The 25,254-nt window shown below is 59.6% G+C and carries 20 protein-coding genes; 7 read left to right on the top strand and 13 right to left on the bottom strand.

The window, feature by feature from the left end; all coding sequences use genetic code 11:
• Positions 1 to 49 precede the first annotated feature (49 nt).
• The 5 genes from BW686_RS04775 to BW686_RS04755 form a co-directional block, all read right to left on the bottom strand.
• On the bottom strand, positions 50 to 1,198 hold the full coding sequence (locus BW686_RS04775) for a Gfo/Idh/MocA family protein (RefSeq protein ID WP_084914817.1): 1,149 nt from the start codon (positions 1,196 to 1,198) through the stop codon (positions 50 to 52).
• Positions 1,199 to 1,301: 103 nt separating this feature from the next.
• Complete coding sequence (locus tag BW686_RS04770; protein WP_084914815.1) at positions 1,302 to 2,069, bottom strand: SDR family oxidoreductase; 768 nt, start codon at positions 2,067 to 2,069, stop codon at positions 1,302 to 1,304.
• 23 nt (positions 2,070 to 2,092) lie between these two features.
• The gene (locus tag BW686_RS04765) at positions 2,093 to 3,160 is read right to left on the bottom strand and encodes a phosphotransferase family protein (RefSeq protein ID WP_084914813.1); all 1,068 of its coding nucleotides are present in this window, start codon (positions 3,158 to 3,160) and stop codon (positions 2,093 to 2,095) included.
• A gap of 193 nt (positions 3,161 to 3,353) precedes the next feature.
• Positions 3,354 to 3,671, bottom strand: coding sequence for an SCP2 sterol-binding domain-containing protein (locus BW686_RS04760; protein WP_084914811.1), 318 nt, complete (start codon positions 3,669 to 3,671; stop codon positions 3,354 to 3,356).
• Positions 3,672 to 3,726: 55 nt separating this feature from the next.
• Positions 3,727 to 4,431 carry a histidine phosphatase family protein gene (locus BW686_RS04755; protein ID WP_084914808.1) on the bottom strand — a complete coding sequence of 235 codons (705 nt, stop codon included), beginning with the start codon at positions 4,429 to 4,431 and terminating at the stop codon, positions 3,727 to 3,729.
• Between the two features lie 205 nt (positions 4,432 to 4,636).
• On the opposite strand from BW686_RS04755, the gene sohB reads away from it, so the two are divergent.
• On the top strand, positions 4,637 to 5,659 hold the full coding sequence (gene sohB / locus BW686_RS04750; protein ID WP_084914806.1) for a protease SohB: 1,023 nt from the start codon (positions 4,637 to 4,639) through the stop codon (positions 5,657 to 5,659).
• A 303-nt stretch (positions 5,660 to 5,962) separates the two neighbouring features.
• Here the strand turns inward: sohB and BW686_RS04745 are convergent, their stop codons facing one another.
• Positions 5,963 to 6,457, bottom strand: a complete 495-nt coding sequence (locus tag BW686_RS04745) for a DUF934 domain-containing protein (protein ID WP_084914804.1) — start codon at positions 6,455 to 6,457, stop codon at positions 5,963 to 5,965.
• Positions 6,441 to 8,099, bottom strand: a complete 1,659-nt coding sequence (locus tag BW686_RS04740; protein ID WP_084914801.1) for a nitrite/sulfite reductase — start codon at positions 8,097 to 8,099, stop codon at positions 6,441 to 6,443. The genes BW686_RS04745 and BW686_RS04740 overlap by 17 nt, the downstream gene beginning before the upstream one ends.
• A 220-nt stretch (positions 8,100 to 8,319) precedes the next feature.
• Between BW686_RS04740 and BW686_RS04735 the strand changes: the two genes are divergently transcribed.
• Positions 8,320 to 8,553 (top strand): hypothetical protein, encoded by a 234-nt coding sequence (locus BW686_RS04735; protein ID WP_084914799.1) that lies wholly within the window; start codon positions 8,320 to 8,322, stop codon positions 8,551 to 8,553.
• Positions 8,554 to 8,654: 101 nt separating this feature from the next.
• A complete protein-coding gene (locus tag BW686_RS04730; protein WP_179149174.1) occupies positions 8,655 to 9,755 on the top strand; it encodes an ABC transporter substrate-binding protein in 1,101 nt (366 codons plus the stop codon).
• 10 nt (positions 9,756 to 9,765) lie between these two features.
• Here the strand turns inward: BW686_RS04730 and metH are convergent, their stop codons facing one another.
• Entirely contained in the window at positions 9,766 to 13,485 is a 3,720-nt protein-coding gene (gene metH / locus BW686_RS04725) for a methionine synthase (RefSeq protein ID WP_084914795.1), read from the bottom strand.
• A gap of 331 nt (positions 13,486 to 13,816) precedes the next feature.
• Between metH and BW686_RS04720 the strand changes: the two genes are divergently transcribed.
• The 3 genes from BW686_RS04720 (at position 13,817) to nfuA (ending at position 17,812) form a co-directional block, all read left to right on the top strand.
• Positions 13,817 to 15,949 carry a fatty acid cis/trans isomerase gene (locus BW686_RS04720; RefSeq protein WP_179149184.1) on the top strand — a complete coding sequence of 711 codons (2,133 nt, stop codon included), beginning with the start codon at positions 13,817 to 13,819 and terminating at the stop codon, positions 15,947 to 15,949.
• Positions 15,950 to 16,125: 176 nt separating this feature from the next.
• Entirely contained in the window at positions 16,126 to 17,148 is a 1,023-nt protein-coding gene (locus BW686_RS04715; RefSeq protein ID WP_084914790.1) for an acyltransferase family protein, read from the top strand.
• 70 nt (positions 17,149 to 17,218) lie between these two features.
• Positions 17,219 to 17,812 (top strand): Fe-S biogenesis protein NfuA, encoded by a 594-nt coding sequence (gene nfuA, locus BW686_RS04710; protein ID WP_005892938.1) that lies wholly within the window; start codon positions 17,219 to 17,221, stop codon positions 17,810 to 17,812.
• Positions 17,813 to 17,974: 162 nt separating this feature from the next.
• Here nfuA and BW686_RS04705 read toward each other — a convergent pair whose 3' ends face one another.
• Genes BW686_RS04705 through BW686_RS04690 form a run of 4 tightly spaced genes read right to left on the bottom strand, consistent with a single transcriptional unit; the run spans position 17,975 to position 23,574 of the window.
• Complete coding sequence (locus BW686_RS04705; protein ID WP_084914787.1) at positions 17,975 to 19,924, bottom strand: acetyl/propionyl/methylcrotonyl-CoA carboxylase subunit alpha; 1,950 nt, start codon at positions 19,922 to 19,924, stop codon at positions 17,975 to 17,977.
• Positions 19,921 to 20,775 carry a gamma-carboxygeranoyl-CoA hydratase gene (locus BW686_RS04700; RefSeq protein WP_084915073.1) on the bottom strand — a complete coding sequence of 285 codons (855 nt, stop codon included), beginning with the start codon at positions 20,773 to 20,775 and terminating at the stop codon, positions 19,921 to 19,923. The genes BW686_RS04705 and BW686_RS04700 overlap by 4 nt, the downstream gene beginning before the upstream one ends.
• Positions 20,776 to 20,789: 14 nt before the next feature.
• Positions 20,790 to 22,397, bottom strand: a complete 1,608-nt coding sequence (locus BW686_RS04695) for a carboxyl transferase domain-containing protein (RefSeq protein ID WP_084914785.1) — start codon at positions 22,395 to 22,397, stop codon at positions 20,790 to 20,792.
• 13 nt (positions 22,398 to 22,410) lie between these two features.
• On the bottom strand, positions 22,411 to 23,574 hold the full coding sequence (locus BW686_RS04690) for an isovaleryl-CoA dehydrogenase (RefSeq protein ID WP_084914782.1): 1,164 nt from the start codon (positions 23,572 to 23,574) through the stop codon (positions 22,411 to 22,413).
• A gap of 231 nt (positions 23,575 to 23,805) precedes the next feature.
• On the opposite strand from BW686_RS04690, the gene BW686_RS04685 reads away from it, so the two are divergent.
• A complete protein-coding gene (locus BW686_RS04685; RefSeq protein WP_084914779.1) occupies positions 23,806 to 24,063 on the top strand; it encodes a hypothetical protein in 258 nt (85 codons plus the stop codon).
• 282 nt (positions 24,064 to 24,345) lie between these two features.
• Here BW686_RS04685 and BW686_RS04680 read toward each other — a convergent pair whose 3' ends face one another.
• A complete protein-coding gene (locus BW686_RS04680) occupies positions 24,346 to 25,245 on the bottom strand; it encodes a hydroxymethylglutaryl-CoA lyase (RefSeq protein ID WP_084914777.1) in 900 nt (299 codons plus the stop codon).
• Between the last annotated feature and the right edge of the window lie 9 nt (positions 25,246 to 25,254).

The raw sequence follows: 25,254 nt of genomic DNA, 5'->3' as shown, positions 1-25,254 counted from the left end.
GCTGCCGGAACGGCCTGCATTCTACTCCTTCGCCGGTGATCTCAGGAAGTCAGATCTCCGCGAGGGCAACCCAGCGCTGTTCCGTCGCCGCCAGGCGAATCGCACTGGCCAGGCGCTCGATTTGCCAGGCCTCTTCAAAGTCCGGTCCGCGGCTGGCCTGGCCACACACCGCCAGAATCAGCGCCTGCACTTCCAGCGCCTTGAGTTCGTTGTAGCCCAACTGGTGACCGGGTGCGGGACAAAACGCGGCGTAACCGGGAAGCGCCGGCCCGGCCAGCAAGCGCTGAAAGCCGTCGCGCCCAGGCGTCCCCGAGCGGTAGATGCGCAGCTCGTTGAGGCGTTCCTGGTCATACGTCAGGGTGCCTTGAGTGCCCCCGATTTCGAAACTCAGGTGGTTTTTGTAGCCATGCTTGAGCCAGCTGCTGCTGAAGGTTCCCCTGGCCCCATTGGTAAAGCGCAGCAACGCGTGAGTCTGGTCATCCACAGCAATGGCACGCATTGCGCTGTTGCCGGCGCTGGCCGGACGTTGACGGTGTACGGTGCTGGAGTCCGCGCAGACGGCTTCGATGTCGCCCATCAGGTAGCGTGCCATTGCCAGCAGGTGACTGCCCAGATCCGCCAGTGCGCCGCCTGCCTGGGAAGGTTCGCATCGCCATGACCAGGGTGAGGTCGGGCTGCCCATGAAGTCCTCGCTGAACTCGCCCTGAAAACTGACGATATCGCCCAGTTCGCCTGCTTCGATCATGTCTTTGGCGAGCCCGATCATCGGGTTATGCTGGTAGTTGTAGCCGACCTGAGTGACCACGCCCGCAGCCTTGGCGCTGCGGCGCATTTCATCCGCCTGCGCCAGGCTGACCGCCAGCGGCTTTTCGCAATACACCGCTTTGCCGGCAGCGATGGCCGCCATGCTCATGGGGAAATGAAGATGATTGGGCGTGGTAATCGCTACGATCTGCACATGCGGGTCGTCGATCAACTGTTGCCAGTCGGCGTGGCTGCGATCAAAGCCCCAGGCACGTGCGCAGTGCTCGGCCCTGGCGCTGTCTGCGTCCGCCAGTGCGGCCAGCCGGATGCGGGCTGGCAATTCAAGGGCCGCATTGGCATTGCCGAATGCGAGCGCATGGGCGCGGCCCATGAAACCGGTGCCGATCAGCCCTATACCCAGATGCGACCGGTCAGTCGTTAGAGATTCCCGCATGACACTCTCCAGAATGGATTGTTGTTATGCGGAAAATATATTCCAAATAATTAAATAATGGAAAATTAATTCTCGTTACCTGTTTTTAATGATCGAACGCCGATCAGGACAGGAAGCCACCGTCCACATTTAACGCCACGCCTGTGGTGTAGCTGGACGCTTCACTGGCCAGATAGAGAACGGCACCCGCCATTTCACTGGGCGCAGCAACGCGCTTCAGCGGAATCTGTGAAAGCGCCAGGTTCAGGATTGCATCGTTCTTGACCAGCGCCGAGGCAAATCGGGTATCTGTCAGGCCGGGAAGCAGGGCGTTGCAGCGGATGCCGAATTCCGCGCACTCCTTGGCGAAGACCTTGGTCATGTTGACCACTGCGGCTTTGGTCATGGAATAGACGCCTTGATAGGCGCCGGGTGATACCGCGTTGATCGACGCGACATTGATAATGCTGCCGCCACCGCCTTCGCGCATCAGCTTGCCGGCTTCCACAGACATGAAAAAGTAACCGCGAATGTTCACGTCAACCGTCTTTTGAAACGCGCTGAGATCGGTGTCCAGCACGTTGCAGAATTGCGGATTGGTGGCGGCGTTATTGACCAGGATGTCCAGTCGGCCAAACTGCTGACGGACCTGAGCGAAAACCGCGGTTATCTGCTCCATTTCACCAATGTGGCAGGCAATGGCCGTGGCCTTGCCGCCTTCGGCGACGATCGCGTCGGCCACGGCCTGGCAGGCGTCGAGCTTGCGACTTGAAACGACAACATGTGCGCCTTGTTGAGCGAGCAACCTGGCGATGGCTTCGCCAATGCCGCGACTGGCCCCTGAAACAAAGGCCACTTTGTCGTCGAGATCGAAAAGCTGGGTTCTGGACATCTCATTTCCCTGTCTTGGCGCCATCAAAGGCTGGAGTTGGCGATCACATTGAGACTCATCTGCTCAAGCAGCCGGTTCATATTGATGAACTGCGCAAAGCGCTTGTCCTGGGTCTGGCCGTGGAAAAACCGGTAGTAGATCTGTTGCACGATACCGGCCAGACGAAACAGCCCGTAGGTGTAGTAAAAATCGAAATTGTCGATGCGGACGCCCGAGCGCTCGGCGTAGTAGTCGACGAATTGCTGACGGGTCAGCATGCCGGGGGCATTGCTGGGCTGGCGACGCATCAACTGGACCGGCGCAGGGTCGTCAGCCTGAATCCAGTAGGCGAGGCTGTTGCCCAGGTCCATCAGCGGATCGCCCAGCGTGGTCAGTTCCCAGTCAAGCACGCCAATGATACGCATCGGGTCCGCAGGGTCGAGAATCACATTGTCGAAGCGATAGTCGTTATGCACGATGCTCGAGGTGTGGGAGTCGGCAGGCATGTTATCGATCAGCCAGCGTTTGACTCGCTCCCACGCGGGGGCGTCCGGGGTCATGGCTTTTTCATAGCGCTCGGACCAGCCCTCAATCTGTCGCTGCACGTAACCTTGCGGCTTGCCCAGATCGCCCAGGCCGCAGGCGTGATAATCGACCCGGTGCAGGTCCACCAGCCTGTCGATGAAGTTTTTGCACAGATGTTCGGTCTGTCGGGCGTCCAGTGCCAGCTCGGGCGGTAGGTCAGAGCGCAGGATGACGCCCTTGACGCGCTGCATGACGTAAAACTCTGATCCGATCACCGACTCGTCGGTGCAGTGCAGATAAGCCTCGGGACAAAAGGGGAACGCCTCCTTGAGTTGATTGAGAATGCGGTATTCCCGTCCCATGTCGTGTGCCGAACGTGCCTTCTGCCCGAACGGCGGGCGGCGCAGGACCAGCTCTCGTTCAGGGTACTGGATAAGGTAGGTGAGGTTCGACGCACCGCCTGGAAACTGGCTGATGGTCGGCGCGCCCTGCAGCTGCGGGAGGTGAGCTTTCAGATAAGGGTCGATAAGGGAAATGTCCAGTTCTTCGCCTGCGCGAATCTCGGTGGACTGATCGGTCAGAGCCATGCTTATCCCTTTTGCTTATGATGGGGCGCTTCAATCATTGACTAATCTAATGATCTGTCGATCCGCTATCAACCTTGTGACAGCTTTATAGGCCAGCGTGTTGCTGAGCAATCAGTGGCCCTGATCGCCATAATGCAGGCCAATAAAAAACCGAAGCGCCAGGCTTCGGTTCTGGTGTGAAACGGGCTGCAATTTACACCGGAAACAGTTCGCTCAACTTCATGGCCAGCATCATGTCGCCTTCAGCGCGCAGCTTGCCGCCCATGAACGCCTGCATGCCATCGGTATCACCGCTGACGATGCCTTTGAGCGTTTCGCTGTCCATGACCAGCGTCACGTTGGCGTCAGGGTTTTCGCTTTCCTGCAATTCGCAGGTGCTGTCTTTGACGATCAGGGCGTAGTGCTTGTCTTCATCGGTAATGTTGAAACCGAAGATCAGGTCCAGTCCGGCAGCAGCGGCTGGGTTGAATTTTTCTTTCATGCTCTTGACGGCTTCGGCGACTGAGGTCATGTCTTGATCCTTTCAGGGGGAGTGATGGCGTGCGCGATAATGCGTTTGGCCGGTGTCAGCGATAGGTAACGAGTTCGGGCAGTAGCTGCAAATGGGGGTAACCGTTGAAAGACGCCAGGCTGACCTGGTGGTTTCTGAATTTGAGCTGATGCAGTGACGTGTTGACGATGTGCCAGTGAAGCTCCAATGCTTTCAACGCTGGCATTTCGGTAATCAGGTGCAGCAGGGCGGTAATGGTGCCGCCGGAGGTGAACACGGCAATGCGTTCGTGCGGCCCCGCTGCCTCGATAATTCTGTCCAGACCTGCCTTGACCCGCGCTACAAAACATAGCCAGCTTTGCAGCCCTGGCGTGTCGTGGTCGCCACTCAGCCAGCGCGCGGTGATCAGGTTGAACAGGCGCTGGAAACCGGCGGGGTTCCCGGGAGCATTGCGCAGAATCTCCAGCGCCTCGGGCTCGTCGTGCAGCATGGCCGGGATCAGCGCCTTGATGACCGCTTCGGCATCGAATTCGTCAAAAGCGCTGTCGAGTTCCAGAGGCGGTGTATCGATACCGGCTTCGGCGAGCCGGGCCAGCGTGTGCTGCGCCGTGTCTTTCTGTCTGCGCAATTCACCGGACAGGCAACGGTCGAACGTCAGCCCCTGATCAGCGAGGTGAGCGCCCAGAACCTGTGCCTGACGAATGCCCACGGGCGACAGGACGTCATAATCGTCTGCACCAAATGAGGCCTGGCCATGTCGTATCAGGTAGATGCTGCCCACGTCCGTGTCGTCTCGGTACGTTGAAGGTCCAGCGAGGTTATGAGGGATGCCCGGGAACTGTCAATGAAAAAACATACGCTCGTTTGAAATCATCGTTTTAATGGTTTGTAACGGCGCGGCGGCTGGTGCGTCGCACAGGCCGTCGGTATGCTGCATTCATCGCAGCCCTTGAACACTGAGGGCGTAACGCAAGTGAGGAATATTCGTGGATTTCGTTGTCGATTACGCAGGTTTTCTGGCCAGAACCGTGACGCTGGTGATTGCCATCGTCGTGGTGCTGGTTGCCATTGCGTCCATGCGTGGCAAAGGCCGTCGCAAGTCTGCCGGGCAGTTGCAGGTCACCCGGCTCAATGACTTCTACAAAGGGCTGCGCGAGCGGCTCGAGCAGTCGTTGCTGGACAAGGACCGCCTCAAGGCCTTGCGCAAGGAGCAGGGCAAGGCGCTGAAGAAAGACAAAAAGCAGGCCGAGCCCAAATCTCGCGTCTACGTGCTGGACTTCGACGGTGATATCAAAGCTTCTGCCACCGAAAGCATGCGTCATGAAATCACTGCACTGTTGACCCTCGCGACAGACAAGGACGAAGTGGTCTTGCGCCTGGAAAGCGGCGGCGGCATGGTTCACAGCTATGGTCTGGCGTCCTCACAACTGGCGCGTATTCGTCAGGCGGGCATTCCACTGACCGTGTGCATCGACAAGGTGGCTGCCAGTGGCGGTTATATGATGGCCTGCATCGGCAACAAGATCATCAGCGCACCGTTCGCCATCCTTGGCTCCATCGGTGTTGTAGCGCAACTGCCTAACGTCAATCGCCTGTTGAAGAAACACGACATCGATTTCGAGGTCCTGACCGCTGGCGAGTACAAGCGCACCCTGACGGTGTTTGGCGAAAACACTGAAAAGGGCCGTGAGAAGTTCCAGCAGGACCTGGACATCACCCACGACCTGTTCAAGAACTTCGTCGCCAGCTATCGCCCGCAACTGTCCATCGACGAAGTTGCCACCGGCGAAGTGTGGCTGGGCATGGCGGCGGTCGACAAACAGCTGGTCGATGAACTCAAGACCAGCGACGAGTATCTGGCTGAGCGTGCCAAAGAGGCTGACGTGTTCCATCTGCATTACGTGCAGCGCAAAAGCCTGCAGGAACGCATGGGCATGGCGGCTGCAACGTCGGCGGATCAATTGGCAACGAAGTGGTGGGGTCGTTTGACTCAGCAGCGGTTCTGGTAGGTGTGGGTGAGCTATAGAATCTGAGCGGTGCGTTTAGCCAAACTGCTAAAGCGCTTTTCATCCGCGATGGCAACGACGACGCAGAATGCGACGCAAGTGACAGGGCGAAGTCGGGCCGGAAACAGGAGTGAACGGCTTTGGTTACTTTGGCCTCATCAAAGTAACTCGCCGAGGGCGAAAAGGTCACCTGAGTTGACCCTCAATCTACCTGGCATCCAGAACCGCTATGTGATGCAGAGCGTCATGAACTGCATGTCCACGCGGAGCGTGGGCACGACAGTCATTGACGCCAGGGCGCCCGAATCAGCGGCGCCGGAACAGCGGCAGCGGTTCGTCGGTTGCGGCCTGATAGGTGACCGAGAAGTCCTTAAGGCCTTCCAGCGCGTCGTACGGGTCCTTGTCGGCACGCACGGCGAAGGCGTCGAAGCCACAGCGGCGCATGTAGAACAATTGATCACGCAACACATCGCCGATGGCGCGTAATTCGCCCTTGAAGCCGTAGCGATCACGCAACAGGCGCGCATTGGAAAAGCTGCGGCCATCGGTAAATGCCGGGAAGTTCAGGGCGATAACCTGAAACTGATCCACCTCGTCTCCGATTTCTTCAGCCTCTTCATCGCTGTCCAGCCAGACGCCCAGCTCGCCGTCACGCGCCTTGAGCGCCGTCGCGTGCTCGCGCCACAGCGCCAGCGGCACGATCAGGTCGTCACAGTTGGACAGGCTGTCAAAGGTGGTGTCCTTTGGCAGCAGGTGCCAGGTTTCATCGATGACTTCGTTGTTCTTAATGATTCGCTGCATAGACGCGCTCCTTGAAAGGGTCAATGCCAATACGCTGATAGGTGTCGATGAAACGCTCGTCTTCGGTGCGTTTTTCAACGTACACGTCGATCAGTTTTTCGATCACATCCGGCATCGCATCCTGGGCAAAGGACGGGCCGAGGATCTTGCCCAGGCTTGCGTCACGGCTGGCACTGCCGCCGAGTGAAACCTGATAGAACTCTTCGCCTTTCTTGTCGACGCCCAATACGCCGATGTGGCCCACATGGTGGTGACCGCAGGCGTTCATGCAGCCAGAAATGTTCAGGTCCAGCTCGCCGATATCGAACAGGTAATCCAGGTCGTCGAAGCGGCGCTGGATAGACTCGGCAATCGGGATCGACTTGGCGTTGGCCAGCGAGCAGAAATCGCCGCCAGGGCAGCAGATGATGTCGGTCAGCAGGCCGATGTTCGGGGTCGCAAAACCGTTTTCGCGCAGCTCGTTCCACAGCGTGAACAGTTCAGCCTGCTCGACGTCGGCGAGGATGATGTTCTGCTCGTGGGAGGTGCGCAGTTGCCCGAAGCTGAAGCGATCGGCCAGGTCGGCAACGGCGTCCAGCTGTTTGTCCGTCAGGTCGCCCGGCGCAACACCGGTCGGCTTGAGCGACAGGGTCACGGCGATGTAACCCGGCTTCTTGTGTGCCAGCACATTGCGCTGGCGCCAGCGTGCGAAGCCGGGATGCTGGGCATCCAGCGCCGCCAGTTCGGCATGCTGATCGCTGAGGGCCTTGTAGTCAGGGTCGACAAAGTGCCGCGAAACACGCTGCACTTCAGCGTCGGTGAGGGTGGTCTGGCCGCCGCGCAGGTGGGCCATTTCGGCCTCGACCTTTTCCGCGAAGACTTCAGGCGTCAGCGCCTTGACCAGAATCTTGATCCGCGCCTTGTACTTGTTGTCGCGACGGCCATAGCGGTTATAGACCCGCAGAATGGCGTCCAGATAGCTCAACAGATCCTGCCACGGCAGGAACTCGTTGATAAAAGCGCCCACGACGGGCGTACGGCCCAGACCGCCGCCGACCAGCACGCGAAAGCCCAGCTCGCCGGCGTCGTTGCGCACGGGTTCGAGACCGATATCATGCACTTCGATGGCGGCGCGATCACGGGTCGAACCATTGATCGCGATCTTGAACTTGCGCGGCAGGTAGGCAAATTCCGGGTGAAACGTCGTCCACTGGCGGACAATCTCGCACCAGGGGCGCGGATCGACCAGCTCATCGGCCGCGACGCCGGCAAACTGATCGGTGGTCACGTTGCGCAGGCAGTTGCCGCTGGTCTGGATGGCGTGCATCTGCACCGTCGCGAGTTCGGCCAGAATCTCGGGCACGTCTTCCAGCGCGGGCCAGTTGAACTGCACGTTCTGACGGGTGCTGATGTGTGCGTAGCCCTTGTCATAATCGCGGGCAATCTTCGCCATCATGCGCGCCTGACGCGAGGTCAGTTGCCCATAAGGAACCGCCACGCGCAACATCGGCGCGAAGCGCTGAACATAGAGCCCGTTTTGCAGGCGCAACGGTCGAAACTCTTCTTCGCTCAGTTCCCCGGCCAGGTAGCGGCGGGTCTGATCCCGGAACTGCTTGACGCGGTCCTCGATGATCTTCTGATCGTAATCGTCGTATACGTACATATAGGTCCTGTTCTCAGGCTTCGTCATGAAGCAGGTCCGATCACATGCGGTCCGGAAAACTATCCGCCGCTTGCTGCCTGCCTCATCGGGTCGATTCTGCGCGCACGGCCGCGCACTCCCTGCGGAGCGGAGGCGACGATAGCAGTTTGCAGATATCGATAAAAGTGATGTTTATATATATGCAAATCACTAAAAGCGATAAGCAAATGGAGAATTGCGTATGTCCCTGCTTGCCGTGTGGGCAAGACTCGGCTTAACTAAGAATTGTCCGGTGTTTAACCCGCACCGGGACACTTCTTTTCATATGCAATCAGCCACAAGACAGACAAGAGGCGATGCGATGAGCAAGCACCCCAAAGTAACAAAACCGGGCAGGTCCGTGGACACATGGGCCATCTTTTTCATTGTCGTTCTGGCGGTGGGGGTGGCGATGTTCTGGGTCAGCGGTCGCTGACGGACTGAGCAAAGAATCTGCCCCGAGTCTCCAGAATCTTGCGGTTGCGGCCGATAGATCGCCTGTGGCGCTCAATTTCCGCCACTTCAAGGTTCGGTGATATGAAGGTCTTGTATGCCCTCGGGCTGATGATGTCCGGCATGGTGTGGGCCGGTTCGACATGGGCAGCGTCAGTGGTTTTTCTGTGTCCCGGTTTTGACACCGACGGCTACTGGCGCAGCTATGTCCGCGTCATGCAGACCGCGGCCCACACTACGGGCATGTCGCTCGAAGTGCGCTTCACGGACCGGGATACCCGCAAGCTGGTGACGGAGGCGCGTGACGTGTTGCAGGGAAATGCGCGCCCGGATTATTTGCTGTTCTCGAACGAACTGAACGTTGCGCCAGAAGTTCTGCGTCTCTCGCAAGGCAGCGGGGTCAAGCTGTTCGCCGTGAACAACACGTTGACGGCTGACCAGTTGCGCATTATCGGAGACTTGCCGTCGCGTTACCCGGACTTCATCGGCAGCCTTGTCGGCAATGACGAGGAGGCCGGGTACCTCACGGCCAAGCGGCTGATCGGCCAGGCCAGGTCGGTCGCGCAAGGACAGATGATCGAGATGCTGGCCTTTTCGGGCACCAATACCACGCCGGTGTCGTTGTACCGTGAAAAGGGCTTGCTGCGCGCACTGTCGGAGCATCCCGACGTTCATCTGCGGCAGATTGTGCTGGGCGGCTGGCGTCGTGATCGCGCACTTGAGCAGGCGCGGATGTTGCTGGCGCGTTATCCGGATATTCGCCTGGTGTGGTCGGCCAATGAGCAAATGGCGTTCGGCGCGATGGATGCCTTGCGGGAGCGAGGTGGCAAACCGGGTGAAGACATCTTGTTCAGTGCCATCAACGGCACGTCCCTCTCGTTACAGGCGAAACTCAATGGCAGTCTTGGCGTGGTCGCTACCGGGCACTTCACGCTGGGTGGGTGGGCGATCATTCTGCTGCATCGCTACGACACCGCTCAACGGCATGCGCGCTTGCAGGTCGGAACACGCATCATCGATGTGCTGCATCTGGTCGAACCGCAAGACACGCAGCGTTTTCTGGAAGCGACACGTGATGAGCGTTACCGACTCGACCCGCAGGCCTTCAATGTCGGCGCTTTTGGCGAAAAATCGCCGTTTTCACTGAAAAGCATGTTGCCGCCTGTGGAAGCAGGCGGCCAATAAGCCTGGTGCGTTACTCGTCGTAGCCGAGGTTGGGCGCCAGCCAGCGCTCGGTGACGCTCAGGTCCTGACCCTTGCGCGCGGTGTAGCTTTCAACCTGATCCTTGTCGACCTTGCCCACCGCAAAGTACTGCGCCTGAGGGTGCGCGAAATACCAGCCGCTGACCGCTGCGGCAGGGAACATGGCGTAGTGCTCGGTCAGGAACACGCCGCTTTTACCCGGCGTATGCTCTGGCGTGCCTTCCGGCAGAGGGTCGAGCAGGGCGAACAGCGTACTTTTTTCAGTGTGGTCGGGGCATGCCGGGTAGCCAGGGGCGGGACGAATGCCCATGTACTGTTCTTTGATCAGCGCTTCGTTATCCAGCGCTTCGTCTTTCGCGTAGCCCCAATACTCCTTGCGCACCTGTTGGTGCAGCCATTCAGCGCACGCTTCGGCAAGACGGTCGGCCAAGGCCTTGACCATGATCGAGTTGTAGTCGTCGCCGTTGTCCTGATACGCCTTGGCGACTTCTTCGGCACCAATGCCTGCGGTGGTGATGAAACCGCCGATGTAGTCCGTCAGGCCGCTGTCCTTGGGGGCGACGAAGTCGGCCAGCGAGAAGTTCGGCTTGCCGTCGGGCTTGATGGTCTGCTGGCGTAAATGGTGAAGCTTGGCCAGCGGCTTGCCGTCGTCGCCGTAGACTTCCAGGTCGTCATGATCGACCTGATTGGCCGGCCAGAAACCGAACACTGCACGCGCGCTGATCAGCTTTTCATCAATCAGCTTGCGCAACATCTGCCGTGCATCTTCAAACAGTGCAGTGGCGGCTTCACCGACCACTTCGTCGGTCAGAATGCGCGGGTATTTGCCGGCCAGGTCCCAGGAAATGAAGAACGGCGTCCAGTCGATGTACTCGGCCAGCACGTTCAGGTCGATGTCCTGCAGGATGCGCGTGCCCGTAAACGTTGGCTGGGCAGGGGTGTAGTTTTCCCAGTCGAACTGCGGCTTCTTCGCCACGGCCGCGCCATAACTCAAGCGCTCGGTGCGTGCGCTGCGGGCCGACGTGCGCTCACGCACTTCGACATACTCAAGACGGGTTTTTTCGATGAAGGCCGGCTTCAGCTCTTTCGACAGCAACTGGGTGGCGACACCGACCGCACGGGACGCGTCGGTGACGTAGATCACCGCATCGTTGCTGTACTTGGGTTCGATCTTGACCGCTGTGTGGGCCTTGGACGTGGTTGCGCCGCCGATCATCAATGGCAGGTGGAAATCCTGACGCTGCATTTCACGGGCCACATGCACCATTTCGTCCAGCGACGGGGTAATCAGGCCGGACAGGCCGATGATGTCGCACTTTTCTTCGCGAGCGACCTGCAGGATCTTCTCGGCAGGCACCATCACGCCGAGGTCGACGATGTCATAGCCGTTACAGCCCAGCACCACGCCGACGATGTTCTTGCCGATGTCGTGGACGTCGCCCTTGACCGTGGCCATGAGGATCTTGCCCTTGGCTTCGGGCTTGTCGCCTTTTTCCAGCTCGATGAACGGGATCAGGTGCGCTACCGCCTGTTTCATCACCCGTGCGGATTTCACCACTTGCGGCAGGAACATCTTGCCCGCACCGAACAGGTCGCCGACCACGTTCATGCCTGACATCAGCGGGCCTTCGATCACTTCGATGGGGCGGGCAAAGCCCAGTCGCGACTCTTCGGTGTCCTGAACGATGTGGGTGGTAATGCCTTTGACCAGCGCATGTTCCAGCCGCTGATTGACCGGCCAACTGCGCCACTCTTCGGTTTCGGCTTCTTTTACGCTGCCGTCGCCTTTGTATTTGTCGGCGATGGCCAGCAAGGCATCGGTGCCATCCGCGGTACGGTTGAGCACAACGTCTTCGACGCAATCACGCAGTTCGGCGGGAATCTGGTCGTAGATCTCCAGTTGCCCGGCGTTGACGATGCCCATGCTCAGGCCGTTGCGGATCGCATGCAGCAGGAACACCGAGTGGATCGCTTCGCGCACCGGATTATTGCCGCGGAACGAGAACGAGACGTTGGACACCCCGCCCGAGGTCAGGGCGTAGGGCAGCTCATCGCGAATGTAGGCACACGCGTTGATGAAGTCCACGGCATAGTTGTTGTGTTCTTCGATGCCGGTGGCAATGGCGAAGATGTTCGGGTCGAAGATGATGTCTTCCGGCGGGAAGCCCACTTCGTTGACCAGAATGTCGTAGGAACGCTTGCAGATTTCCTTCTTGCGCGCCTCGGTGTCGGCCTGGCCCTGTTCATCGAAGGCCATGACCACCACCGCCGCGCCGTAGCGTTTGCACAGGCGAGCGTGATGAATGAACTGCTCGACGCCTTCTTTCATGCTGATCGAGTTGACGATGCCCTTGCCCTGAATGCACTTGAGGCCGGCCTCGATGACTTCCCACTTGGAGGAGTCGATCATGATCGGCACCCGCGAAATGTCGGGTTCGCCTGCGATCAGGTTGAGGAAGGTCACCATCGCCTTCTTCGAGTCGAGCATCCCCTCGTCCATGTTGATGTCGATCACCTGAGCGCCGGCTTCGACCTGCTGCAGGGCGACTTCCAGGGCTTCGGTGTAGTTGTCTTCACGAATCAGGCGGGCGAAGCGCGCAGAGCCGGTGATGTTGGTCCGCTCACCGACGTTGACGAACAGCGACTGACGATCAATGGTGAACGGCTCAAGGCCCGACAGGCGGCAGGCTTTCGGAATGTCCGGAATTTCACGCGGCGCGTAACCGGATACGGCCTCGGCAATCGCCTTGATGTGAGCCGGTGTCGTACCGCAGCAGCCACCGACAATGTTCAGAAAACCGCTCTCGGCGAATTCTTCAATGATTTTCGCCGTCTGGCTCGGCAGCTCGTCGTACTCGCCAAAGGCATTAGGCAGGCCGGCGTTGGGGTGTGCAGACACATGCGTGCTGGCCTTGTTGGCCAGTTCCTGCAGGTAAGGGCGCAGTTCGCTGGCACCCAAGGCGCAGTTCAGGCCGACCGAGACGGGTTTGGCGTGACTGATCGAGTTCCAGAAGGCTTCTGTGGTCTGCCCCGAGAGGGTGCGGCCGGAGGCGTCGGTGATTGTGCCGGAAATCATGATCGGCAGCTCGAAACCCAGTTCTTCGAAGACACCCTGCACGGCGAAGATCGCGGCTTTGGCGTTGAGGGTGTCAAAGATGGTTTCAATCAGGATCAGGTCGGCGCCGCCTTCGATCAGCCCCTTGGTCGCCTCGGTGTAGTTCTCTACCAGTTCATCGAAGGTGACGTTGCGATAGCCGGGGTTGTTGACGTCCGGCGACAGCGAGCAGGTGCGGCTGGTAGGGCCAAGCACACCGGCGACGAAGCGTGGTTTGTCCGGGGTCTCCAGGGTCTTGGCGTCCGCGACCTTGCGGGCCAGACGGGCACCTTCGACGTTCAGCTCGTAGACGATGGACTCCATGCCGTAGTCGGCCTGGGACACCTGCGTGGCATTGAAGGTGTTGGTTTCGAGGATGTCGGCACCTGCATCCAGGTAAGCCTTCTCGATGGCACCGATGACGTCCGGACGGGTCAGGATCAACAGGTCGTTGTTGCCTTTGACGTCACTGGGCCAGTCGGCGAAGCGCTTGCCACGGTAGTCCTGTTCCTCGAGCCTGTAGCTCTGGATCATGGTGCCCATGCCGCCATCGAGGATCAGGATCCGCTGTTTGAGAGCAGTGAGAAAGGCTTGATGGCGGGCGCTGCGGTCAGACATGAGGGCTACCTTGAGAAGGCCGATGCTTTAAAGATGGCGATGATAGCAAACCGGAGCGCTTTTGGTGGTGCTGCGGCTTTTCCATGAAAATCATTCATGTTGGCGGCGGTTGTGGCCTTGTAGAATTGTGCCATTTTAATATCAGAGCCTTCGGGATATGCCGCACCGTTTGTTGGCAAGCGTCGCCTTGCTGTTTATCTGCTGTGCTGCCCAGGCTCAGACCCCCTCCGTTACACCGGCATCCCCGGCTATTTCCTACACCCGGGATATTCAGCCGATCCTCACCGAGAAGTGCGTTGCCTGCCATGCCTGTAACGACGCTCCGTGCCAGCTGAACCTGGGCAGCGGGGAGGGGCTGAGCCGTGGCGCGAGCAAAATCCCGGTGTATCAGGGCGAACGCAGTGAGGCGGTTGCGCCGACCCGATTGTTTTATGACGCGCGCGACACCGACGCGTGGCGTGGCAAGGGCTTTTACTCGGTGCTTGAGGCGCAGGGCGGTCAGGCGGCATTGATGGCGCGCATGCTTGATCTGGGGCGTAGTGCGCCGCTGCCCGCCAACAGCAAGATCCCGGATGAAATCGCGCTGGGCCTCAATCGCGAGAACGTCTGCCCGCTGCCTGGCGAATTCAACGCCTACGCCGCCGCCCATGCGCAACAGGGCATGCCGCTGGCGGTGACCGGCCTGACCGATGCCGAATACCAGACGCTGAAGCGCTGGCTGGCTGCAGGTGCTCCGGTCGAGCGGCAGTCGATCACCCCCAGCGTCGCTGAGGCGGCGCAAATCAATGCCTGGGAGGCGCAGCTCAATCAGCCCGGCGCCACGCAGGCGCTGGCGGGCCGCTGGCTGTTCGAGCATCTGTTTCTGGCGCACATCTATTTCGAAGGCGGCGAGGCCGGGCACTTTTTTCAATGGGTACGCTCGCGAACGCCAAGCGGCCAGCCTGTCGATCTGATTGCCACGCGACGCCCGGATGACGATCCCGGCAGCGACTTCTATTACCGCCTGGTACCCGTGCAGGGCGTCATCGTCCATAAGACCCATATCACCTATGCCATGAGCCCGCAGAAACTGGCGCGGGTCAGGCAGTTGTTTTACGGCAACGACTGGAAAGTCGGTGCGCTGCCTGGCTATGGCCCTGGCCATCGCGCCAACCCGTTTCTGACCTTTGAAGCAATTCCAGCGGCTGCGCGCTATCAGTTCATGCTCGACAACGCCGAGTACTTTGTTCGTACATTCATTCGCGGGCCGGTTTGTCGCGGACAGATAGCGACCGATGTGATTCGCGATCATTTCTGGGTGCTGTTTCAGGACCCGGCGCACGACCGTTACATCACCGATGCAGCTTATCGCGGGCAGGCTACGCCGTTGCTGGCGATGCCGGGGCAGAATGACGACGTGGGCAGTGTCCTCAGCCTGTGGCTGTCCTACCGGGACCGGCGCAACCAGTATGAAGACCTGCGCCGCGACAGCTACGCGAAAATGCCCGCGCCGGGCTGGAACACGCTGTGGGCGGGCAATGACAATGCACTGCTGAGCGTGTTTCGCCATTTCGACAGTGCTTCGGTGAACAAGGGCCTGATTGGCGATGTGCCGCATTCCACGTGGCTGTTCGATTTCCCGCTGCTGGAGCGCACCTATTACCAGTTGGCGGTGAATTTCGATGTCTATGGCAATGTCTCGCATCAGGCGCAGACCCGGCTGTACTTCGACCTGATCCGCAATGGCGCCGAAATCAATTTCCTGCGTCTGATGCCTGCCGATCTGCGTGATGGCTTGCTCGGCGATTTGTATCAGGACAGCGGCAAACTCAAGATGTGGCTGGATTATCAGGACATCGACGACAGCACGCCCAGCGGAATAACGCTTGATGAGAAGGCCCCGCAACGGGATTTCGCGTTCAGGCTGATCGAGCGTGTCGGCAGCCTGAATGCAGCGCCTGATCCGATCAATCGCTGCACGGGTGCGTATTGTTCACGGGCCGGCCTGGACAGTGACTTTGCTCAGGCAGAGCAGGCGCTGAGCCAGTTGGCGTCGCGTCCGGCGGCGGGCTTGAAGGTCATTGACCAATTGCCGGAAGCGAGCATGCTGCGCATCGAGGGTAGCCACGGTAAGCGGGTCATGTACAGCATGCTGCGCAACCGCGCGCACACCAATGTCGCGTTTCTGCTGGGCGAGTCTTACCGCTATATACCGGGCCTGGACACGTTGACCATTTATCCTGGGGTACTCAGCAGCTACCCGAATTTCATCTTCAATATTCCTGCCGCGCAAGTGCCTGCTTTTGTCGAAGCCATGCAGCAGAGCCAGGATCAGGCAAGCTTCGAACAGATCGTCCAGCGCTGGGGTATTCGACGAACCCATCCGCTGTTCTGGACGTATTTCCATGACCTGAATCGGTATCTCCAGGAGACCGAGCCGCGGGAAGCGGCGGTGCTGGACATGAATCGCTACGAGAACCTCTAGACCGCCGTCATTCAACCGCAGGCCCTGTAGAACATGGCCTGCGGCCATCGTGACTTCCTGAACGAAACGCATCTTGCGCGACCTTTTTTTCAAAACAGCGGTCGGACAGGGGGCGCGTCATGTGCCGGTTGCTGACCGGCACGTGATTGAAAGTCAGGCGGTAGAGGTTTTTTGTCATGTTGATTTCAGTTCAGGCCCTGCGGGCGTTCGCCGCGTGGGTCGTGGTGTGCCACCACTTCATGCAGATTTTTTTCGACTTCAAGGCCAGTGGTCCGATTGGCGAGTTCTTCGTTTCCAAAGGTGCGGTCGGCGTCGATATCTTCTTCGTCATCAGCGGCCTGGTGATTTTCCTCTCTACCCAGAACAGCGACATGCCCCCTCGGCGCTTCATCCTCCATCGACTGATTCGCATCGTTCCGGCTTACTGGCTGTACACCGCCGCTATGGGCTTGCTGTTGCTGATTGCCGCGCCGATGCTGCCCCATCAGGTCATTGGCTGGCAAAACTTCCTGTTGTCGCTGATATTCATCCCCTCGGAAAATCCCGGCGGCTATGGCCTTTACCCGACGTTGAATGTCGGCTGGACGCTCAATTATGAAATGTTCTTCTATCTGCTGTTCTCGATGGTGTTTCTGTTTGAGCAGCGCCACAGGCCGTTGATTATTGCTGCCGCCCTGTTTGCGGTCAGTGAAGTGCTGGCAAAGGCAGGCTTGATCAGCCGGTTCTACGGCAATGACATCGTTTACGAGTTTCTTCTGGGCATCGGTATCGGCATCCTCTATCGCCGTGGCTGGATCAAACAGGCGGTATGGTTGCCGCTGGCAGGTATCGCGGTAGGGCTGTATGCCATCAACAGCCTGACGAACGAGCATCGTCTGCTCAATTGGGGGCTGCCAAGCGCTTTGATTGTGCTGTCATGCATTTCGCTGGAGCCCGTTTTCAAGGGCAGTCGTTTGCTCAAGGTGCTGGGTGACTGTTCGTATTCGGTGTACCTGTTGCACGTGCTGGTGCTGTACGGCGGGTTACTGATGGCACAGCGTTTCGGCCTGAGTCCTTACGTGGTTTTTGCTTTTTGCGTACCGATCATCGCCATTGGCGCCTGGCTCAGCTACGAGTGGATCGAGAAGGGTCTCTATCGGAGGATGAAGGGCTGGCTGGACGAGCGCCGCTCGGGCAGCCGGGTGCAGGCATTAACCTGACAAAAACACTAGGACTTTGTATGGTGCGGCCGATTGGCGTAAACTGCCCGCACGTCTGCGAGGAATGTTCATGACCGCTATCACTATTACCGACGCCGCCCACGATTATCTGGCCGATCTGCTGGAAAAGCAGAATACCCCGGGCATCGGCATCCGCGTATTTATCACCCAGCCCGGTACTCAGTACGCCGAAACCTGCATTGCCTACTGCAAGCCGGGCGAAGAAAAACCTGATGACAAGGCCATTGGCCTGAAGAGTTTTACCGCCTGGATCGATGGCTTCAGTGAAGCTTTTCTGGATGATGCCGTTGTCGATTACGCGACCGACCGCATGGGTGGTCAGCTGACCATCAAGGCACCTAACGCCAAAGTGCCGATGGTCAATGCCGACAGCCCTATCAACGAGCGCATCAACTATTACCTGCAAACCGAGATCAATCCGGGGCTTGCCAGCCACGGTGGTCAGGTCACGCTGATCGATGTGGTCGAAGAAGAGGCGAAGAACATCGCTGTCCTGCAATTCGGTGGCGGTTGCCAGGGTTGCGGTCAGGCAGATGTCACGCTGAAGGAAGGTATCGAGCGCACGTTGCTGGAGCGTATTCCCGAGCTGTCGGGCGTCCGCGACGTGACGGACCATACGCAGAAAGAAAACGCCTACTACTGAGTCGTTTTGCTGCAAAAAACGCTCTGGCCTGGCCGCCAGGGCGTTTTTTTTTGCGGCGAAAAATGTGCGGATAGTGTTCTAGGGCTGCTGCACTGGCCTCTTCGCGCGCAAGCTTGCTCCCGCAAGGTGGTGGGTGGGGCCAGTTTTTTGTGCGTGGAAGGATCAGTCCATCTCCACCAGCACCGCCCCCTCATTGACCATTTCTCCCTCATGGCAATAAAGCGCGTTGATCACCCCGGCAGCGGCGGCGCGGATACTGTGCTCCATCTTCATGGCCTCCAGCACCACCAGTTGCGCCCCGGCCTCGACCGTTTGCCCGACCTCGACCAGTACACGTACGATACTGCCGTTCATGGGCGCAGTCAGTCCGCCGTGCTTGCCCTGTGCAGCGTCTGTCTGACTGACAGGGTCCATTTTGCTGAGGGTGTACAGCTCACCCTGCCATTTGAGGTAAAGCGTGTCGCCGCGACGGATGGCCAGGTGTTGTTGCCGCAGGCCGTCGCACTCGCTATGCAGATGCTGTTCATGCAGACGGAACAGCGACATGCCGTCATTCAGCAGGCGAACTGCCCGGGTTTGTCCGTTGCAGCTCAGGTTGACGTTCGTCTGTGCAGGCAGGCCGGCACGAAAGCCTGATGCGGCGGCCCACGGCGAGTGCAGATCTGTCGAATCGAGGCGAGCCGGTTCGCTTTGCCTGAACGCCTCGGCGGCGGCTTGCCAGAACCTCTCGTCGGGTTCGCGGGTTTGCGGCAACAGCTGGTCCTGATAGCGGGGGATGAAGCCGGTGTCCAGCTCAGCCGCAGCGAATGCCGGGTGGGCGATGATGCGCCTCAGGAACGCCAGGTTGGTTCTGACCCCGCCGACGGCGAACTGGTCCAGCATGCCCAGCAGGCGCAAACGCGCTTCTTCACGGTCTTCGCCCCAGGCAATCAGCTTGCCGAGCATGGGGTCATAAAATGGAGAGATGCGGTCGCCCTCGACCACACCGCTGTCCACACGCCTGCCGGGGCCGGGTTCTGGCTCCCGATAGAGGTTCAGCGTGCCGGTTGCGGGCATAAAGTCATTGCCAGGGTCTTCGGCGTACAGCCGGACTTCGATGGCGTGACCGATCAACGGAACCTGGGTTTGAGTGATCGGCAAAGGCTCGCCACGAGCGACGCGGATCTGCCATTCCACCAGGTCCAGCCCGGTGATGTACTCGGTCACCGGGTGTTCTACTTGCAGGCGCGTATTCATCTCCATGAAGAAGAACTCGCCACGTGCATCCAGCAGAAACTCCACCGTCCCCGCGCCTACGTAGCCAATCGCCTGGGCGGCCTTGACCGCGGCTTCGCCCATCGCCCTGCGCAGTTCAGGTGTCAGGCCGGGCGCAGGCGCCTCTTCGACCACCTTTTGATGACGACGCTGAATAGAGCAGTCGCGTTCATTCAGGTAAAGGCAGTTTCCGTGTTGATCCGCGAACACCTGAATCTCGACGTGTCGCGGTGTGAGGACATATTTCTCTACCAGCATTCGCGAATCGCCAAACGACGACAGCGCCTCGCGTTGAGCCGACGCCAGCGCTTCGGCCATCTCGCGGACCTGCTCGACCACTTTCATGCCTTTGCCACCGCCACCGGCTGTGGCTTTCAGCAGCACGGGGTAACCAATGCGCTCGGCGGCAGCAACGAATGTGTCGATGTCCTGTGCGTCACCGTGATAGCCCGGCACCAGCGGTACGCCTGCCTGTTCCATCAGCGACTTGGCGGCAGACTTGCTGCCCATGGCGTCAATGGCCGAGGCGGGCGGCCCAAGGAACATCAGGCCTGCTTTTTCAATGGCTCGGGCAAAGTCGGCGTTTTCGGACAGAAAACCGTAACCGGGGTGGATGGCCTGGGCGCCACTGGCCTTGGCCGCATCGATCAGTTTGTCGATCACCAGGTAGCTTTCCGCTGCTTTGCTGCCGCCCAGATCGATGCAGATATCGGCCTCGCGACTGTGGCGTGCGTCGCGGTCAATGGCGCTGTGTACGGCGACGGTGGTCAGGCCCATTTTTTTGGCAGTGCGCATGATGCGACAGGCAATTTCGCCCCGGTTGGCGATCAGCAGTGTGGTCAGCTCAGGCGTGTTCATGACTGCGAGTCCTTCTGTGGTTCTTTCGGGGCCGTGGGTTTGGGCTCTTCATCCTGGCGCTGCCAGCCGGGTATACGCTTTTGCAGGAAAGCCCGCAGACCTTCCTGGCCTTCGGCGCTGGTACGGATGCGCGCAATGGCGCTTTCGCAGTAACGACGCAACGCGGGTGTGAGTTCGCCACTGCCGACTTCACGCAGCAACTCCTTGCTGACGCGCATGGCCTGAGGGCTGTTGAGCAGCAGGTTGTCTATCCACGTCAGGGTCCTGGCTTCAAGGTCTGCCGGGGGATAGCATTCGGCGATCAGGCCGATCTGGCGCGCTTGCTGTCCGTCGAAGCGTTCGGCGGTCAAGGCATAGCGGCGGGCCGCACGTTCGCCGATGGCCTGTACGACAAAAGGGCTGATAACCGCAGGCGCCAGCCCGATGCGCACCTCGGACAAGCAGAATTGCGCGTCTTCGGCGGCGATGGCCATGTCGCAGCAACTGATCAGCCCCAGCGCGCCGCCGAACGCTGCGCCTTGCACCACTGCGAGCGTGGGGATTTTCAATCGGGCGAGGTTGTACATCAGCTCGGCCAGTTCGCGGGCATCGTCCAGGTTGGTGTTGTAGTCCAGATCCGCCGCCTGCTGCATCCAGGCCAGGTCGGCACCGGCACTGAAATGCCGGCCACGCCCACGCAGCAGTAGAAAGCGCAGGTTTGCATGGCCTTGTACCTGATCCAGCGCGAGGATCAGCTCACGTATCATCTGCGCGTTGAAGGCATTGTTCTTGTCCGGCCGGTTCAGCCATAACGTGGCAAAACCGCGCGGGTCGTGGATCAGTTCCAGAGTGGCGAATGAAGTCGAAGTCATGGTCATTTCCCGGCTCACATTCTGAACAGCCCGAAGGTGGTAGGTTCGATGGGCGCATTGAGCGAGGCGGAGAGGGCGAGGGCCAGCACGTCACGGGTTTGTGCCGGGTCGATGACCCCGTCGTCCCACAGGCGGGCGCTGGAGTAGTACGGGTGGCCCTGATGTTCGTACTGATCGAGGATCGGTTGCTTGAGCTCGGTCTGCTGCTGCGCGCTGAAGGCCTGGCCGGCGCGTTCGGCCTGTTCGCATTTGACCTGTACCAGCACGCCGGCGGCCTGCTCGCCGCCCATCACGCCGATTCGTGCATTTGGCCACATCCACAGAAAACGCGGGTCGTAGGCACGGCCACACATGCCGTAGTTACCGGCCCCGAAACTGCCGCCGATAATCACCGTGAACTTCGGCACTTTCGCGCAGGCCACGGCGGTGACCAGTTTGGCACCGTGTTTGGCAATGCCGCCTGCTTCGTACTTCTGGCCGACCATGAACCCCGTGATGTTCTGCAGAAAAAGCAGGGGAATGCCGCGCTGGCAGGCCAGTTCGATGAAATGTGCGCCTTTCTGAGCCGCCTCGGCGAACAGAATGCCGTTGTTGGCCAGAATCGCGACCGGGTAGCCGTGCAGCCGGGCGAAGCCGCAGACCAGCGTGGTGCCGAACAGCGCCTTGAACTCATCCAGTACGGAGCCGTCCACCAGCCGCGCAATGACTTCACGCACATCGAACGGCTGCTTGGTGTCGGCCGGAATGACGCCATACAGCTCGTCGCTGGCGTACAGCGGCGCCACGGGTGGCACGGTGTTCAGTCGGCCCTGCTTGTGCCAGTTCAGATTGGCGATACTGCGCCGCGCCAGCGCCAGAGCATGCTCGTCGCTGTCGGCGTAGTGATCGGCGACCCCGGAGGTGCGGCAATGCACATCGGCACCGCCCAGGTCTTCGGCGCTGACCACTTCGCCGGTGGCGGCCTTGACCAGCGGCGGACCGGCCAAAAAGATGGTGGCCTGCTGACGAACCATGATCGCTTCGTCGGCCATGGCCGGAACATAGGCACCGCCTGCGGTGCAGGAACCCATCACCACGGCAATTTGCGGGATGCCCTGGGCGCTCATGTTGGCCTGATTGAAGAAAATCCGCCCGAAGTGTTCGCGATCAGGGAACACCTCATCCTGACGCGGCAGGTTGGCGCCGCCCGAGTCCACGAGGTAGATGCACGGCAGGCGGTTTTGCTGGGCAATGGTCTGCGCCCGCAGATGCTTCTTCACGGTCAGCGGGTAGTAGGAACCGCCTTTCACCGTCGCGTCATTGGCAATGATCATGCATTCGACGCCTTCGATACGACCAATGCCGGCAATCACGCCGGCAGCCGGTACGTCCTCGCCATACACCTCATGGGCAGCCAGTTGGCCGATTTCCAGAAACGGCGAGCCGGTGTCCAGCAGGCGATTGATACGTTCGCGCGGCAGCAGTTTGCCACGTGATGTGTGACGCTCCTGGGCGCTGAGGCCGCCACCTTGCTGCACCTGATTCAGCAGGACACGCAGCGCCTGAACCTGTTTGAGCAAGGCCGCGTGGTTAAGCGCAAACTCTGCGGAGCGGACATTGATGCGGGTGTGAAGAATGGCCATGAGCACTCCGGAATCAACGGGTTTCGTTGAACAGTTCGCGACCGATCAGCATGCGCCGGATTTCACTGGTGCCTGCGCCGATCTCGTAGAGTTTGGCGTCGCGCAACAGCCGTCCGGCCGGAAACTCGTTGATGTAGCCGTTGCCACCGAGAATCTGAATGGCGTCCAGCGCCATCTGGGTCGCCCGCTCAGCGCTGTAAAGGATCACCCCTGCGGCGTCCTTGCGCGTGGTCTCGCCGCGGTCACAGGCCTGAGCCACGGCGTATAAATACGCGCGGCTGGCATTCAGCTGGGTGTACATGTCGGCGACTTTGCCCTGAATCAGCTGGAACTCGCCAATGCTCTGGCCGAACTGCTTGCGGTCATGAATGTAAGGCACGACCACGTCCATGCAGGCCTGCATGATCCCGGTCGGCCCGCCAGAGAGCACAACGCGCTCGTAATCCAGGCCGCTCATCAACACCCGGACGCCACCGTCGAGCGCGCCCAGCAGGTTTTCCTCCGGCACCTCGACGTCATCGAAAAACAACTCGCAGGTGTTGGAGCCGCGCATGCCGAGCTTGTCGAACTTGCTGCCACGAGAGAATCCTTTCCAGTTCCGCTCGACGATGAATGCGCTGATGCCGTGCGCGGCCTTTTCCAGATCGGTCTTGGCGTAGATCACGTATGTGTCGGCGTCCGGCCCATTGGTGATCCAGGTCTTGCTGCCGTTGAGGACGTAACGGTCGCCACGCTTGTCGGCGCGCAGCTTCATCGACACCACATCCGAGCCCGCATTGGGTTCGCTCATGGCCAGCGCGCCGACGTGTTCGCCACTGATCAGCTTCGGCAGGTAGCGGGCTTTCTGCGCAGGCGTGCCGTTGCGGTTGATCTGATTCACGCAGAGGTTCGAATGCGCGCCGTAGGACAGCGCTACGGATGCCGACCCACGGCTGATTTCTTCCATCGCCACCACATGCGCCAGGTAGCCCAGACCCGCGCCGCCGTATTCTTCGCTGACGGTGATACCCAGCACACCCATCTCGCCGAATTTGCGCCACATGTCGACGGGAAACAGGTTGTCCTTGTCGATCTGGGCGGCGCGGGGGGAGAGTTCTGCGGCCACGAACGATTGCAATTGATCGCGCAGCATGTCGATGGTTTCGCCCAGGGCGAAGTTCAGGCTGGGGTAACTCATGGGCAGCGTTCCTGTTTTATTCTTGGAGAGGGTTCTGTCGGAGTGGCTATGACCTTTACGTTAACGTAAGCCTGAGTGTGTGTGCTGTCAACGTCAAGGCTGAGATGCGTCAGGCAGGGGGCAAGGCATGAAGGCCGTCGGTACAGAGCGCCACGAAAGGCGCCCGCGCAGGGGGGCAACAGCGTCAAATGCCGGAAAGCACGAAGGGGAGCCTGGGCTCCCCTTCAAGGTATGTTGCTATGCTCTTTTTTGTTTATCGGGAGGCCTGTTGTTGTTTTTGGCGACCTGGCCCTTCACTTCTTTTTTGAGCGATCCTCAGTCGGGACCAAAAGCAAACGTATTTTTTTGAGCGCTGATGCCACTTTTATCACATTGATCCAGCCAGTACGGGAGCTGCCTCAGGGCAGTTTTATTGTTCTCTGTCTGACCGCGAACGGCTTGCCAGGCAAGCTGTTCAGAAAAGCTGTCCACTTCAAAAAAATCTGTTAGCTGCGTCTCTGTCCGTGTTGTTCTTGTTATGTCAGAGCCGGTACGTATTGTTTTTATTGGAGTGCTGCGTGTTTTTATTCTTGTTGTACAAAGGGTATAGCAGGACCCGTGCCAGTTTTTTGAAACCCTTTAAAACAGAGGGGTTCAGGTTTTTCCAAGCATCGGGACTGTTGATTTCACGTGTCGATTGTTTCCGTGTTACCCGTTTGTCTCGACCGAACGCGGGGGAGAGTAACACTCTGTGACAAGATGTCGCACCCTGTTACCGACCGGTGACGTTTGTCACGCCGCCAGTCGCGCTTTGGCCACACGAGAGCCGTTGCTGCGTTGCAAGACGTCGCAGATGCGCTGGCCAGCGTTGATGACGGTGTCCAGATCTATGCCGGTGTCGATGCCCAGGCCTTGCAACATGTACAGCACATCTTCGGTGGCCACATTGCCGCTGGCGCCTTTTGCATAAGGGCAGCCACCGAGGCCGGCGGTAGAACTGTCGAACACCTGAATGCCTTCTTCCAGGCTGGCGTAGATGTTCACCAGTGCCTGGCCGTACGTGTCGTGAAAATGCCCGGCCAGCTTGCCCCGCGGGATCTGGCTCGCAACCGCATTGATCAGCGCCCGTGTCGCGCCCGGCGTGCCAGTGCCAATGGTGTCGCCCAGTGAAATCTCGTAGCAGCCCATGGCGTGCAGTTCGTTGGCCACTGCCGCCACCTGCTCCGGGGAGACATTGCCTTCGTACGGACAACCCAGAACGCAGGACACATAACCCCTGACCCGCAGGCCGTGCAGGCGGGCGGCAGCCATGATGGGGACGAAGCGCTCCAGGCTCTCGCTGATCGAGCAGTTGAGGTTGGCCCGGGAAAATCCTTCAGTGGCGGCGGCGAACACCGCGACTTCCTTGACGCCAGCTGCCAGCGCGTCTTCGAACCCACGAAGATTGGGCGCCAGAGCCGAGTAGATAACCCCATCGCGGCGCTGGATGCGTTCGAACACTTGAGCCGAACCCGCCATCTGCGGGACCCATTTCGCGGACACAAAACTGCCGACCTCGATATGGGTGAGTCCGGCACTCGTCAAGTCATCCACGAGCCGTACCTTGTCCTCGACACTGATGGTCCGGGCTTCATTCTGGAGGCCGTCACGCGGGCCGACTTCGACGATATTCACGTGTTGCGGGAGCGACATGGCAGGGCC

Source organism: Pseudomonas syringae (assembly GCF_002157375.1).
In the GTDB taxonomy this organism is placed as follows: Bacteria; Pseudomonadota; Gammaproteobacteria; order Pseudomonadales; family Pseudomonadaceae; genus Aquipseudomonas; species Aquipseudomonas syringae_T.
This window is presented reverse-complemented; position numbering and strand designations above follow the sequence as displayed.